Source organism: Pseudomonas azadiae, assembly GCF_019145355.1.
GTDB classification, from domain to species: Bacteria; Pseudomonadota; Gammaproteobacteria; order Pseudomonadales; family Pseudomonadaceae; genus Aquipseudomonas; species Aquipseudomonas azadiae.
Genome location: NZ_JAHSTY010000001.1, coordinates 1,786,877 through 1,799,879, shown reverse-complemented (window position 1 = coordinate 1,799,879; position 13,003 = coordinate 1,786,877). Strand labels below are relative to the sequence as shown.

The window sequence follows — 13,003 nt, the reverse complement described above, 5'->3', positions numbered from 1 at the left end:
TGTACGGTTATAGATGATGGCTATTAGCTACCGTTTCGGCGCCACCATCCTCGTCCGCACCCTCCCATCCGCGTTGTGCTGGTAAATCGCCTCAGGCTGGCCCTGCCCGTTGAAAAACACTTGGCCAATCCCCGCTGAATTCCATAAGCGTTCGCCGGCCTCGGCGTGCTCCGGAATATGCGGCACCACCTGCATGGTGCGGCGGCGGGTGAACCAGTTCAGGGGGGAGCGCGGTGAGTAGAGCCAGCGATTGAGGCGGTCGAACCATTCCAGCAGGCGCGGTGGGAATTGGTTCTTGATGCCGCTGCTGGTGACCTGCCAGATGCGCGGGCCGGCGTTGCGATGACGGATCAGCACTTCATAGACGAACGAGTAGTGCACGTCGCCCGAGAGGATCACGTAGTTACCCGGCGTGCGCGAGTGACGGAAGATATTGAGGATCACCTGGGCGGCGCCGCGATGGGCCATCCAGTTTTCCGCATCCACCAACAACGGATGGCCGCACCAACTGAAGATTTTCTGCACGGTCTCGATCAGCTTGACGCCAAAGATCGGGGCGGGCGAGACGATGATCGCCGACGGATGGTCCAGCAGTTCCTGTTGCAGTTCGCTCAAGGCCTCCCAGTCGAGCAGGCCCGACGGTTGCTTGAGGGTGAACTCGCTGCGCCAACGGCGGGTGCGGGTGTCGAGCACCACCAGGGCGGGCGAGGTGGGCAGCACGTAATGCCAACGCTGGAATTTCAGCAGCGCTTCGAGCAGTTCATCCTGCGCGGCGGCGTCCAGGTGGTTGGCCTGGGGCTTGGCAGTGAGCGCCTGGGTTTGGCCGATCAGCTCGCCAAACACATCCGGTTGGTTGCCCCAGCCCTGGCATAGCAGGTAGGCGAGCAAAGCGTTGCCAATGATGCGCTTGGAGAAGGGATGGCCGTAGGCAGTCTCTTCCCATTGGGCGCTCAGGTTCCAGTCGTCGGTGATGTCGTGATCGTCAAAGATCATCAGTGTCGACAGGTGAGCGAAGACCCGCGCGACACCGGGCAGGCCGTCGCGGAATCGATCTATCTGCACCTGCTCGCGGGTGTAACGCTGCTGTCGTTCCGCGCTCAGTTGCGCAGGCACGGGCGAGATCAGTGTCCAAGGCGTCGGCGACCACACCAGCAGATACATCGCGATGACCTCAGCGAAGGTCACCAGGTGATTGTCGGCGGTGCTGCTGGTGAAGATCGGTTTTTTCACTCCGCCGAAGAAGCGTTCGCGCAGGGTTTCATTGCTGTCCAGCGCTGGCAGCAAGTCGGCGCGATGGTAATAGCTGGCAGGGTGGCCGTAGAGGCTGGCGCTGTCATCGACTACGGCACCCTCCAGGTACTCATCGAACAGGCCCAGGCGCGCGATCAACGCATGTATTGCGCGCAGCATCGGCCCGGCCACGTCGTCGGCGTAGACCTGATCGCCGCTCATCATCAGCAAGGCCGGTCGGTCGGCCGCGGTCCTGGCATCGGCCAGCAGGCGGTCGACACACAGCAGACCCTCGTCGGCGCTGTGATGGGGTTTGCGGCATGAGCCATGTACCAACTGATGGATACAGCTGTGCACTACGAAACTGGGGTATTGGGCGTTGGCGTACAGCAGGTGCGGTGCCCACTCGGCAATGCCGGCGTCGTCAACCAGCAGGTCGTAGCTGATTACCACGTCAAGCGGCAGCGCGTCGTCCAGAGGCACATCGATCAAGTGGATAAACGCCTGGAGGCCGACGGGAACAACCTGGCAGTTGTCCAGGTTGATCACCAGTGTCTGCGTGGGTAAATGCAACTTCAGCTTCAATTCCAATGCACGGCTGCCCACCAGCCACAACACCAGGCGCCGAGGTTCGAGGCGCCTCAGCAGTGGGCCGGCGAGTACGTCGGGCAGTGTGTCGTTGTGCGGCATGCAGGCAGTGGTCCCGGGCTGGATTGAACCGGCGAGTTTAAGCGAGTGAATGTCATGGTTTTGTTAAGGGGGAACGAGGGGCCGTGCACTGCCCCTCGTACGCGGATGGTTAAAGCACGTTGCCCCGACCCAGGCTGTCCATACCGCCTCGGTTTGTGCGTCGATCGTTGTTCCCTGTGCATCCAGAGTCAGCGACGTTCAGTTGTGTCTCGTCAATGCTGCGCTTCCTGCGCTGGGGCTGCGCAGCATCCTGCTGCAGAGGTTGGTAATGAAAGCTGCCCAGGGAGTGGTTGATAGCGCTAGACATGAATGTTTCCTTCTATAAGTAGAGGATTACTTCACCTTCAGGAGCGAAGTGAGCCCAAACTTATAGGCTCCGAAGCCTGTCGGCGATAAACACCATGCTGCAAGATATGACTCTCAATAGGCGCGTTTTAAAAGTCGTCCGAAGCTTTGTTCGCACAACCCTCAAGTGCCGCGGATGTCGCGCCTTCCTGGCCTTCATGCACAAAAGCAGCCCGGTTTTGCGCCACCACATTACGCAATGCGCTGTAGTAATCCGGCAGTTTTTGCAGGCTGTCGGTAAGCGGCAACAGTGACGCCCGTGTATCCACCGTACCGCCGACCAGGCTGATAGTGCCCAGGGTCTGCACCGTATCGCTGTCCCCCAGTGGCGACACCAGGAAGCCCAAGACCTTGCCCGCGGCATCCCGGCTGTTGCTCGTGCCCAGCAGGGGCAATTCGACAATGGGGCCGTTGCCCACGCCCCACACGCCGAATGTCTGGCCGAAATCGGCGGTATGGCGCGGGATGCCCAGACGGTCCGACACATCGAACAGTCCCACCACGCCCACTGTCGTGTTCACGGCGAAGCGCCCCAGGGTGTTGACCGAGCGGCGCGGGTTGCCTTGCAGCAGGTCGTTGATAAACACCTGCGGCTCGCTGAAGTTGCTCGCGAAGTTATGCACACCCTGCTGGAAAAAATCCGGCAGGTAGCGGTAACCACGCGCCACAGGCGCGAGGGCGTAGTCATCCACCGTACGGTTGAAGGCAAACACCCCGCGGTTGACCGGTTCGGCCGGGTCATACACCGGGTGGTTCACCTGCGCGCAGCGGGTGGTGGGTGTTACCGGGGCCGGGCTGGCACAACCGGTCAGGTAAGATATCGTCAGTAACAGCACGGCCTGGCGAGCCAGATGCCGGGGGGAGGTCAATGAGTGCATGGGCGCAGTCTCCGCAAAAAGGAGGCCGATGCTGGCATGGGCGCCTTGCGCAAAGATGTCCGGTTTATTGCGCTGTTGACGCTTTATTGCACGGTTGAAATATATGACGGGCCGCTTCGAATAGTTTTAGATGACGCCTTGTCCCAGCCCAGTGAAGCCTGCCGGTGAGCCACCTGTTAATCGTTGACGATGACCTTGAAGTCCTCGCCCTGCTGAAGAAATTTTTCCTGCAACACGGCTATTCGGTGCAGACCGTCGCCAGTGGTGCCGAGCTGTGGTCGGCCATGGAGCAACAGCCCGCCGACTTGATCATCCTCGACCTGATGCTTCCCGGCGACAACGGTTTGCTGCTGTGCCAGCGCCTGCGCCAGCAATACGCTACGCCGGTGATCATGCTCACTGCCATGGGTGAACTCAGCGACCGCGTGGTAGGCCTGGAAATGGGCGCCGATGATTACCTGAGCAAGCCCTTCGACGCCCGCGAACTGCTCGCCAGGGTGCGGGCGGTATTGCGCCGCGCGGGTGAGAGCCGTCCGCCGATGGGCGAGGCTGCGCGCCCGCTGATCCGTTTTGCCGGCTGGCAACTGGACCTCACCCGCCGCGAGTTGCGCTCGCCCGACCAGGTGATGATCCCGCTGTCGTCCGGCGAGTTCGACCTGTTGCTGGTGTTCGTCGAGCACCCCCAACGCGTGCTCACCCGCGAACAGTTGCTCAACCTGGCGCGCGGCCATAGCCATGATGCCTTCGACCGCAGCATCGACGTGCAAGTCAGCCGCCTGCGCCGCAAGTTGGAATTCGATACCAAGCGACCGGCGATGATCCGCACCGTGCGCAACGGCGGCTACCAGTTTACCGCCAGCGTGACCCGCTCATGAGCCGGCGACCGCACGACACGGTGGCGCGCTGGATCGCACTCACCGTGCTGATTGCGATGATCACCGCGCTGGCGTTCAACGCGTTGTTCGTGCAACTGGCCGGGGTGTGGGCCAGGCCACCTTTGACCGAAACCGGCCTGCTGGAAAAAGTCGCTGTGGTGGTGCGCGTGATCGAGGCGTCCGAACCGGCACAACGACCGCATCTTGCCCAAGTGATGGGCGACAGGTCTTTCAGCGTGACCTGGGCGGCGCAGCGAACGGCATTTGATCTGCCGGTGCTCACTGACCCGGACTTCAACACGGGAGAACAGGTGTTCAAGCACCTGCTCAACGGCCCGATGCGCCCCATGGAGGTCTATGGGCCAGCCGACTGGCCCGACCGCAACGGCCAGTACGTGCTGTTGATGCAATTGGCCGATCAATCCTGGCTGATGTTCAGCACCGGCGCCCGCAGTTGGGGAATGGACGACGGGCCGCGCAGCCTGATCGTGGTGCTGCTGGTGTTGATCTCCACCGCATTGGTCACCCTGGTCGCGACCCGCCGCTTGGCTCGCCCGCTGCAACACTTCGCCCAAGGTGCGCGGCGCTTTGGCAGCGACTTTCGCGCGCCGCCCATCGAGCCGGTGGGGCCTCACGAAATCCGGCAGGCGATTCTTGCCTTCAACAGCATGCAGGCGCAGTTGCAGCACTTCATACAGGACCGCACCCAGATGCTCGCCGCCATCTCCCACGACCTGCGTGCGCCGCTGACCCGCCTGCGCCTGCGCGGCGAATTCATCGAAGACACCGACCAGCAGCAGCGGCTGTTCCGCGACGTCGATGAAATGCAGGCGATGATTAACACCGCTTTGGAGTTCTTCCGCGACGACGCGCGTCTGGAACAGGCCACCCAACTGGACCTGGCGGAGTTGCTGCAGACCCTGATCGACGATTATCGCGACCAGGCCATCGACCTCACCTTCAACGGCCCGCCACGCCTGGTGTACTTCGGCCGGCCCCTGGGCCTCAAGCGGGTGATGACCAACCTGATGGACAACGCCATCCACTACGGCAAGACACCGCAGATCGAGTTGCAGCACAAGCAGGGTGAGGTGGTAATTCGCGTGCTGGACCGTGGCCCGGGTATACCCGCAGCGCACCGCGAGGATGTATTCCTGCCGTTTTATCGCCTGGAGGGTTCACGCAACAAAAGCACCGGCGGCGTCGGGCTTGGGCTCTCTACCGCACGGGCGATTGTGCTGGAACATGGCGGCACGCTGACCCTGGCCGAGCGCCAGGGCGGCGGGTTGGAAGTGGTGGTGATACTGCCGGTCTAAGTTCTACCGGCAACCGCATCAGGTAGGCGAGCCTTCAGCCACCCTCGGTACCGTAAACCGGAACTCACTGCCTCGGCCCACCTCACTCTCGGCGACGATCTTGCCGCCATGGGCGTGAATGATGCCTTGGGTGATATACAGCCCCAGGCCGTTACCGGTGGGGTTGTTTTCGGTCTGGGTCCAGTAGCGATCAAACACATGAGGCAGTTGTTCCGGCGCAATGCCTTCGCCGGTATCACGCACCGAGAACACGATTTCCCCGCCATTGCTCATGGCGCTGATGCCGATATTGCCCTGGCGCGGGGTGAACTTGATGGCGTTGCCGATCAGGTTCGACAGCACCTGGAACAGGCGCTCCGGGTCGGCGTTGATCTGCAGGCCCGGCTCGGCGTTGAACGACAGGTCAATGCCTTTTTCCGACGCCAGCGGTGCGAGCAAGGAACAGGCCTCTTCGAACATCTGGCTGACATCCAGCGCCACCGGCTTGACCACATACCGCCCGGCATCGATTTTCGACGTGTCGAGCAAGTCTTCCAGCAGCACGTTCATGCGCCCGGCCGCCTGTTGCATGGTATCGATGGCCGAGGAAATCCGTCGCGACGTATGCGGGCCATCGGAGCTGAAAGCTTTTTGCAGCATGCCGCAGAGCATCGATATCACGGTCATGGGGTTGCGCAGGTCATGGGACACCACCGCCACCAGCTCTTCACGCGCCCGCACGGCTTGTTGTTCGCGCAGCACCTGGCGCGCCAGGTCGTTTTCCAGGGCCGAGCGGCGCAGGTCGTTGGCGGCGAACAGGTCGCCATGGCTCCACTTGGTTGAGATGCCGGCCATTTCGACCTTCCAGATTTCAAACGACGTACGTGGGCGAAGGCGCAGGCCGGCGTCGGAGCTTTCCATGTCCAGCGGCTTTTTCGGATCGCCGCTCCACTGGATGCTCTCTTTCACTTCCGGGCGAAACCACAGCACGCCGTTATCCACCGGTTTGGGCAGGCTCATGGCCAGTACGCCGCTGGCCACCTGCTGGAACGCGGCCGCCGGCGGGTACACCGCCACCAGGTTATGGCTGGAAAACACCGGCTCGGCGCTTTGCTGCAGCCACTTGTGCAACACCCGGATCTGCGCCGGCTCCGGACAGTTGCCGTAGCGGTGCAACTGTTTGTCTTCAATGATCGCCACGCCGCCGGACAGGGTCAGGTCCATCAGCCATTGCGGTTGTTGGGCCAGGCCATCGAACACGCTGACTTGCGACGCCTTCATGGTGCGATCCAGCCGCGCAAGGGCTTCGAGTTTTTCATCACGCTGGCGGCTGAGGTCCAGCGCTTCCATGGCGCTGATCTGCAACGACAGCACCTGGCCGATGGTCTGGCAGGCGATGCGCAGGTCATTGGGCACCAGCAGGGGTTCGCGGTTGCCGCAGCTGATCAGGCCCCAGAGTTTATCGCCGCTCATCAGCGAGATGCTCATGGACGACAGTACGCCCATGTTCTGCATGTATTGGCAATGGATCGGCGACACGCTGCGCAGGGTGGAAAAGCTCAAATCCAGAGGCTGGCCGGTGTCGGGGCGCAACGTGGGCACCAACGGCACCGGTTCGTAGGCTGCATTCGGAATAATGCGCAGCCAGTTGGTGCGATACAACTCGCGAGCCTGCTCCGGGATGTCGGACGCTGGGAAGAACAGGCCGTTGAAAAGCTCCATGGACGGCGCCGACGCTTCGGCGATGACTTGGCCATGGCCTTCGTCTTCGAAGCGGTAGATCAGCACGCGGTCGTAGCCAGTCATGGCCTGGATTTCATTCACGCTGATTTCGTACAGCGCCTGCAGGGTTTTCGCCGCCTGCAAACGTTGCAGCATCTTGCCCAGGTTACTGGTGCGACCGTTCACCGCGCGAGGGCGGAAGTCCTTGAGTCGCGGCTCGAACTCCAACACCAGCACGTTCTGATGGCGGTGCAGCAAGCCTTCGAAATCCTTACCGTTCAGGGTAACGTGCAACGGTGGCATATCGAAGAAGGTATTGGTTTGGGCCATGACCCGGACGGCTTGGGCGTGTTCGGCACCGATCAAGCTGTGCAGCGGCTGGCCCAGCAGCGCTTCGGGCGCTTGGCCGAACAAGGTGCCGACGTTGGCGCTGACCTGGATGATCTCCAGGCCGGGTTCCGACAGCGTCAGCAGCACCCCGTGGGGCTGGATTGCCCCGGGAAAGCGGATGGGTTCGTCGGCACAGTTGGCAAGCAGCTCTTCAAAATCTTCGGGTTTCATAGCAGTACCTCCTGGCTGTCGAGCCATTGCTCAAAGCAGCTGAATGTCGAGCGGGCGGCGTCCACGGCGCGCTGTTTTGCGTGCGCGTCCAGCGTCTGGTCGCCCAGGTAATCAAGAAAATCTTTCCAGCGCCGCCCGGTCTCCACCCCGTAGATATTGAGAAATGCACCGCCGTTGTCGGCATTCACATGCAGACGCTGAGCCATTTCACGGCGAAGCACCTGACCACCCAAGGTCGCGCCCTCCAGGACATACAGGGCACCGAGGCAGGCGGCATGGGTGTCGAACGTCGGGAGTTGCGTGCAACGGGGCAGGGTGTCGATGGCGTGATCATCCAGGCCCAAGGCGTAGAGATCACTCAGCAGTGTCGGTGTTTTCACACGCAACGTTGTGTTGAAGCCTTCAGGAATCAAGGCGCTGCCGTAAAGTGCCGCTTCCATGGGCTGATAAAAGCCGAAATACGCCTGGAGCAGGCGCCGATACCAGTCGGCATCAAAACGCTCGGAGAAAAACGGCAGGCGCTGCTCCAGCGCGGTATGCAGCAGGGCCGTGCCTGTGCGCAACGCTTCCAGCAGGGAGGGCGCATCGACGTCATGGGCCTGAGAATGCATTCAGTAAGCTCGAACTGTGGGCCTCTCGGCCATGAATGACGCGCGCAAATGGGCGACGATTCTACACAACTCGTAGTCGGTAACTAGACGCACAAGGCGAAAAGGCTGACTAGCGGATCAGAAATGTCGCTCCTTGCGTCATCAATGGACCACCGGGCCCGTCGCGAAGTTCGCTGCAAGTGATGTCGCGACGCTATCAATGCAGGGGCAAGCCTTGCTGGGCGAGCGCCATCTGCACGCACTCGATTAAATGCTCGGTGCTCCAGGGTTTGGGCAGGAACCGTACGGAGCCACCCAACTGCTCGGCCATTTTGGTATTCCCGGAAGTCAACAACACCCGCACCGATGGCCAGCGGTGGGCGACCACTCGGCTTAAGTCATAGCCATTGAGTAAACCCGGCATTTGAATATCGCTGACAATCAGGTCGACAGGGTCATCCTCGCGTTCCAGGTAAATCATCCCCTCATCCGCCGAAGGAAAAGACGTCACTACCGCACCGAAATCCTCCAATACGTCCACCATTAATGCGCGAATGATCTCGTCATCTTCCAGTACTAAAATCGATGGCTGAGCCATGATCCTTACTTCTCCATCAGGGGAATACACTAAGGTGGAGTGGGGCGCGGCGGGATAGGTTCGATAGAATCTGCGCGGGGCGATGGGTGGTCGCTTCAGGGCGTCTAGGTTGCGCGTTTGACGCGTGGTGCGCCGTGGTCACCGCCTGGACCGAAGCGATGATCTGAATGGGCATGTGCTCCCGACAAACAGGCATAATTGCCCGTAACAGCCGATGTGGAGTCAACCATGAAGTACGCCTTGTTCACCCTCGCCCTGATGTTCAACACCCACGCGGCCTTTGCCGCCGGCGATGCCGAGGCGGGCGCCAAGCTCTTCACCAAGGCCTGCGGTGGCTGCCACAGTGTCGGCGAAGATGCGCGCGGTGGTTTCGGGCCGCAGCTCAACGGCATCATCGGCCGGCCCGCGGGGACTACCACGGATTACCAGTATTCCGACGCGATGAAAAACTCTGGTGTGGTCTGGACCCGCGACAAACTGGCCGCCTACATTGAAGCGCCGAAGAAGGTGGTAAGCGGCACGCGGATGATCTTCTGGGGGATCAGTGATCAGCAGAAGATTGAAAACATATTGGCGTATCTTGAGACGTTTCAGCCGAAATAACCCTGTTTAATCGCAGGTCAAGGCATCAGTCCCTCACACCGATAAGGACATTCCCTGTGAAGCGAATTGCGCTGCTCTCTCTCATCACCCTCATCCTGTGCGCCTGCCAGTCCGACCAACGCGACTCATCGCCAAGCCTGTTCAAGGAAGAAACTCACCGCATCCAGCTCGGCGCGTAGCCAGGGCAATGGCGCCTACTACAGCTGCGGGCCGGTAATGAGTACGCTCAGCCCGGAGAAGGCGAAGGTGTATCTGGTGGAGTTTCAGTTCAAAGGCACTAATTCGGCGTGTTCGCAGCAGGTGTTTGATATTACGGATCCGGCGAATCGGGTGTTGGTTGAAGGGAAGAAGGAGGGTCGAGCGCAGTTGATTGGACGGTGGGCATTGCCCACCGTTCGCGCGGTAGAGCCTGTGCGAATACTAAGCCGTTGAAGGTATGGGTGCAGCAGTCGCAGAACGATTTCATGTGCTCGGGCGTCAGCTGCGGGTTGACCTTCTGCAGCAGGCCAGCCTCGTCCACCCACAAGCCGCTGTAGTAGGTATTCTCATCCGTCCTCACGTATTCCTGCTTGTCGCTTTCATGCAGCGCAACCATCCAGAACACCGGGTCCGGACGATCCAGGCGGGCGGTGGCTTCGCTGAAGACCTTGCTCCATGGGTGGCCGACTTTGGAGAGGAGGAATCGGAATAGCGGTGTGTAATCAAAACCGTGCCGTTGATGACTGTGCATTGAGCCTCGGGTAGATAGGGCGCGCTTTTTCTTTTTGCTGTGTCGTTCGTACCGGTAAGCGCTGCAACTCCCGTGGTGAACGCCGTGGGTTCGGGTGTTGACGGAGCGATAGAGGAGAGGCTTTTGCTGTGTAGGTCTCATTGCATCAGGTCCTCGTCTTAGGTTGCTTTGGAGGAGGTGGCCACGCGCCTTGGTAACGGAAGGAAATCTGGTAGTCGAGGCGGTCGGGTTCAATCATGTGCTGGAAATACGGCTGAATAATCATTGTCCAGTCAGGCAGCATGTCGAATACATCGGCATATATCGCGGTTTCCCCGCCTAAACCCAACGCTTCAAAAACACTGTCCGAGTCCTCGATATCCACTGAATACTCATCTGCCTTCAAGTCATTGCTGTGTTTTTCGTACCACCGCAATCTGATTTTCATTACCATTTTCCGCGTTCCTCTTTATCTGTAAATTCGGCGTTTTGGATCCGCCGGTCCTCGACGTTCGGCGGTGTAAGGGTCAAATGCGCCGAGGTGTTCCAAATCACTGTTTCGATAGACTTCCAGTTCGCCTTTCTTGGCATCCCATTCAAAAATTTTTCGTCCTTTTGCGTCTATCCATCGTTCACGTAAGCCCGCTCCGTTTTTTCTTCGTGTCACAGGCTTTTGGGCAATAAGACCAGGGAAGCCTGTTATGTCTTCGGTTTCGGGGGCAGGGAAGTAATCATGGTCTGGGTTTCTTAGCCCTTTCCTTGGCTTGTTAACCACCAGATACAATGACCGAACCCCCGCCTCCACCGGGAACACCAGAATAAAATCCCGATACTCCGGCGGATACACCGGGTTCACCAGAATCTGCGCGGCTTTCTCCGTCGGCGGGTAAATCCAGATGACCGGCGCTTGCGGTGCAGCCTCCAATGCCGGAATACCCAGCGTGTCCTGCGGATCAACGGCAGGCGTCCAGATCAGCTCGACACCCTCACCCAAATCCGCCACAAACTGCTCGCCACGGCGTTGGAACTGCACCACATCAATCATCTGCCAGGTCGGATGATTGCCGGTATAAAACCCATAGCCCTTGAGCGTACCGTCCTCGCGTTGTTCGATATGCAAACGCATCTGTGACCGCGCCCGCGCCATCGAGCGCAACTGCTCCTCACTGTAGAGCGCGCTGTCACCCAACTCGGACGGCCAGGCCAGCGCCACCAAACCGGTCAACAGGCCACCGGCGACAGACCCGACGGCAGTCGCCGCCGACTCCCACACTGCTGAACGCAACGCCAACTGCCCCAAGCCCGCGGGCAATGCGCTGCCGCCGATCTTGCGCAACGCCACCGCGCCTCGTCCGTCCACCTCGCGCCCACCCAACAGGCTGAAATGGGCGTACTCCTTGACCAGCTCCATCGGGACATAACCGGTGGGGTCTGCGTACCGGGTGAAACCGTCCGGCAGTTGGCAGGGCTTGATGAAGACGCAACCGGGAGGTTTGGCTGGCGTGGGTGCCGGGGCAGGGGAGGGCTCGGATAAATCAATCGCTGGCGAATAGGGCACGCACGACGGTTGCGGCGTCAGGATTCGTTGCCTGCGTTGTTCTTCTTCGGTAAGGGGGTAAAAGCGTTCTGACATGACTGGCTCACTTCCTTGTGCGAGGAAGTGAGCCTACGGGGGGCGATCAGGGGGCTGGAATTGGCATTGTTCGACTGTGAGTGTGGGAAAAGTAAACAGGATCACCAGTTGGTTTCGAATATTGCGATTTTCGTTTGTTTCGTTTAGGTTGAGCTCAATTGAACTACGTGACGACGAGGCAGCACCATGATCACCCATCACCTCCCTAAAACAATTCCTCCGCTGGAAAAGGAAGTCGAAGCCGCCGTGCAAGGCCAACGCGAACTGGCCTCGTTGCTATCGACCAAATTCGAAACCCAACGCATCGACATTTTCGACAAAGAAGACAAGCCCCACACTCTCGTGCTCCCCACATCCGCGCTGCGCCTGCTGGTCGATATTTTGGGTGAGCTGGCGCTGGGCAATGCCGTCAAAGTTGTCCCCGTCCATGCTGAATTAACTTCCCAGGAAGCTGCCGACCTGCTTAACGTTTCACGCCCGCATTTGGTCAAAATGCTGGAAGAAGGCGCCATTCCTTTTACGAAGACGGGGCGTCATCGACGTATTCGGTTTTCGGATTTGATGGCGTTCAAGCAGCAGCGCGATGCAGAAAGCCAAGAGGCGATGGAGGAGTTGGTGCGGCAGACCCGGGAGTTGGGATTGGGGTACGACGAATGAGGTGTTCGCCGTTCACTGCGGTTTACGACGCCTGTGTTCTCTACCCCGCGGCTCTCAGGGATTTGTTGATGTGGCTTGGTTTATCCGGGCTGTACCGGGCGCGGTGGACCCGACAGATTCATGGGGAGTGGAAGCGTAACGTCCTCAAAAACCGACCTGATGTCACTACCGACCAAGTAGATAAAATTTCGGCGTTGATGGACAAGGCTATACCGGATGCGTTGGTGACGGGTTACGGAGACTTGTGTTCAAGCTTGGATTTGCCTGACCCGGATGATCGTCACGTACTGGCGGCGGCGATCCGGAGTAAGGCGGAAGTCATCGTGACTTTCAATTTGAAAGACTTTCCAGTGCATGTGCTCGCGGCTTATGACATAGAACCGATGCATCCCGACGATTTTATCTCGGACCTTTGGGATTTGGATCAGGCGGCCGTGTTGGCTGCAGTGCAGAAGCAAAGGCGCGCACTAGCGAGGCCGTCGATGAATGGTGAAGGGTATCTCGAGATGTTGATGCGGCAGGGGCTAGTGCAGACCAGTAAGCTGCTTGGGCCCTATGAAGTAATGTTGTAGTTTTAGAATGCAATTCTTGCTTAATTGTGAGCAAGCCAGCTCTCA

14 protein-coding genes are annotated in these 13,003 nt (G+C 59.7%); 6 read left to right on the top strand and 8 right to left on the bottom strand.

Annotated features, from left to right (window positions below; translation table 11 throughout):
• Nucleotides 1-27: 27 nt before the first annotated feature.
• Both KVG91_RS08120 and KVG91_RS08115 read right to left on the bottom strand, forming a co-directional pair.
• Nucleotides 28-1,920, bottom strand: coding sequence for an alkaline phosphatase D family protein (locus KVG91_RS08120; RefSeq protein ID WP_169376146.1), 1,893 nt, complete (start codon nucleotides 1,918-1,920; stop codon nucleotides 28-30).
• Nucleotides 1,921-2,354: 434 nt separating this feature from the next.
• Nucleotides 2,355-3,143, bottom strand: a complete 789-nt coding sequence (locus KVG91_RS08115; protein WP_169376147.1) for an MlaA family lipoprotein — start codon at nucleotides 3,141-3,143, stop codon at nucleotides 2,355-2,357.
• Between the two features lie 164 nt (nucleotides 3,144-3,307).
• On the opposite strand from KVG91_RS08115, the gene KVG91_RS08110 reads away from it, so the two are divergent.
• Together KVG91_RS08110 and KVG91_RS08105 are read left to right on the top strand one after the other, a co-directional pair.
• Nucleotides 3,308-4,018: a response regulator gene (locus tag KVG91_RS08110; RefSeq protein WP_169376148.1), complete on the top strand. Its 711-nt coding sequence runs from the start codon at nucleotides 3,308-3,310 to the stop codon at nucleotides 4,016-4,018.
• Nucleotides 4,015-5,334: a sensor histidine kinase gene (locus tag KVG91_RS08105; protein WP_169376149.1), complete on the top strand. Its 1,320-nt coding sequence runs from the start codon at nucleotides 4,015-4,017 to the stop codon at nucleotides 5,332-5,334. Before KVG91_RS08110 ends, KVG91_RS08105 begins: the two co-directional genes overlap by 4 nt.
• Nucleotides 5,335-5,352: 18 nt before the next feature.
• Here the strand turns inward: KVG91_RS08105 and KVG91_RS08100 are convergent, their stop codons facing one another.
• The 3 genes from KVG91_RS08100 to KVG91_RS08090 form a co-directional block, all read right to left on the bottom strand.
• Entirely contained in the window at nucleotides 5,353-7,596 is a 2,244-nt protein-coding gene (locus tag KVG91_RS08100; RefSeq protein ID WP_169376150.1) for an ATP-binding protein, read from the bottom strand.
• A complete protein-coding gene (locus tag KVG91_RS08095; RefSeq protein WP_169376151.1) occupies nucleotides 7,593-8,207 on the bottom strand; it encodes a biliverdin-producing heme oxygenase in 615 nt (204 codons plus the stop codon). Before KVG91_RS08095 ends, KVG91_RS08100 begins: the two co-directional genes overlap by 4 nt.
• A 196-nt stretch (nucleotides 8,208-8,403) precedes the next feature.
• Nucleotides 8,404-8,784 carry a response regulator gene (locus tag KVG91_RS08090; RefSeq protein WP_169376152.1) on the bottom strand — a complete coding sequence of 127 codons (381 nt, stop codon included), beginning with the start codon at nucleotides 8,782-8,784 and terminating at the stop codon, nucleotides 8,404-8,406.
• A 228-nt stretch (nucleotides 8,785-9,012) separates the two neighbouring features.
• On the opposite strand from KVG91_RS08090, the gene KVG91_RS08085 reads away from it, so the two are divergent.
• Both KVG91_RS08085 and KVG91_RS27810 read left to right on the top strand, forming a co-directional pair.
• Nucleotides 9,013-9,387 (top strand): c-type cytochrome, encoded by a 375-nt coding sequence (locus tag KVG91_RS08085; RefSeq protein ID WP_169376153.1) that lies wholly within the window; start codon nucleotides 9,013-9,015, stop codon nucleotides 9,385-9,387.
• Between the two features lie 56 nt (nucleotides 9,388-9,443).
• Nucleotides 9,444-9,566, top strand: coding sequence for a hypothetical protein (locus KVG91_RS27810; RefSeq protein ID WP_264083109.1), 123 nt, complete (start codon nucleotides 9,444-9,446; stop codon nucleotides 9,564-9,566).
• A 131-nt stretch (nucleotides 9,567-9,697) separates the two neighbouring features.
• On the opposite strand, the gene KVG91_RS08075 is transcribed toward KVG91_RS27810, so the two are convergent.
• The 3 genes from KVG91_RS08075 to KVG91_RS08065 all read right to left on the bottom strand — a co-directional run bounded on the left by KVG91_RS08075 (nucleotide 9,698) and on the right by KVG91_RS08065 (nucleotide 11,729).
• A complete protein-coding gene (locus KVG91_RS08075) occupies nucleotides 9,698-10,117 on the bottom strand; it encodes a hypothetical protein (RefSeq protein ID WP_318840839.1) in 420 nt (139 codons plus the stop codon).
• A 145-nt stretch (nucleotides 10,118-10,262) separates the two neighbouring features.
• The gene (locus KVG91_RS08070) at nucleotides 10,263-10,550 is read right to left on the bottom strand and encodes a colicin E3-like toxin immunity protein (protein ID WP_169376154.1); all 288 of its coding nucleotides are present in this window, start codon (nucleotides 10,548-10,550) and stop codon (nucleotides 10,263-10,265) included.
• A 15-nt stretch (nucleotides 10,551-10,565) separates the two neighbouring features.
• Nucleotides 10,566-11,729, bottom strand: a complete 1,164-nt coding sequence (locus tag KVG91_RS08065; RefSeq protein ID WP_169376155.1) for an S-type pyocin domain-containing protein — start codon at nucleotides 11,727-11,729, stop codon at nucleotides 10,566-10,568.
• Between the two features lie 186 nt (nucleotides 11,730-11,915).
• On the opposite strand from KVG91_RS08065, the gene KVG91_RS08060 reads away from it, so the two are divergent.
• Together KVG91_RS08060 and KVG91_RS08055 are read left to right on the top strand one after the other, a co-directional pair.
• Nucleotides 11,916-12,386 carry a helix-turn-helix domain-containing protein gene (locus KVG91_RS08060; protein ID WP_169376156.1) on the top strand — a complete coding sequence of 157 codons (471 nt, stop codon included), beginning with the start codon at nucleotides 11,916-11,918 and terminating at the stop codon, nucleotides 12,384-12,386.
• Nucleotides 12,383-12,958, top strand: coding sequence for a PIN domain-containing protein (locus KVG91_RS08055; RefSeq protein WP_169376157.1), 576 nt, complete (start codon nucleotides 12,383-12,385; stop codon nucleotides 12,956-12,958). Before KVG91_RS08060 ends, KVG91_RS08055 begins: the two co-directional genes overlap by 4 nt.
• Nucleotides 12,959-13,003: the final 45 nt, after the last annotated feature.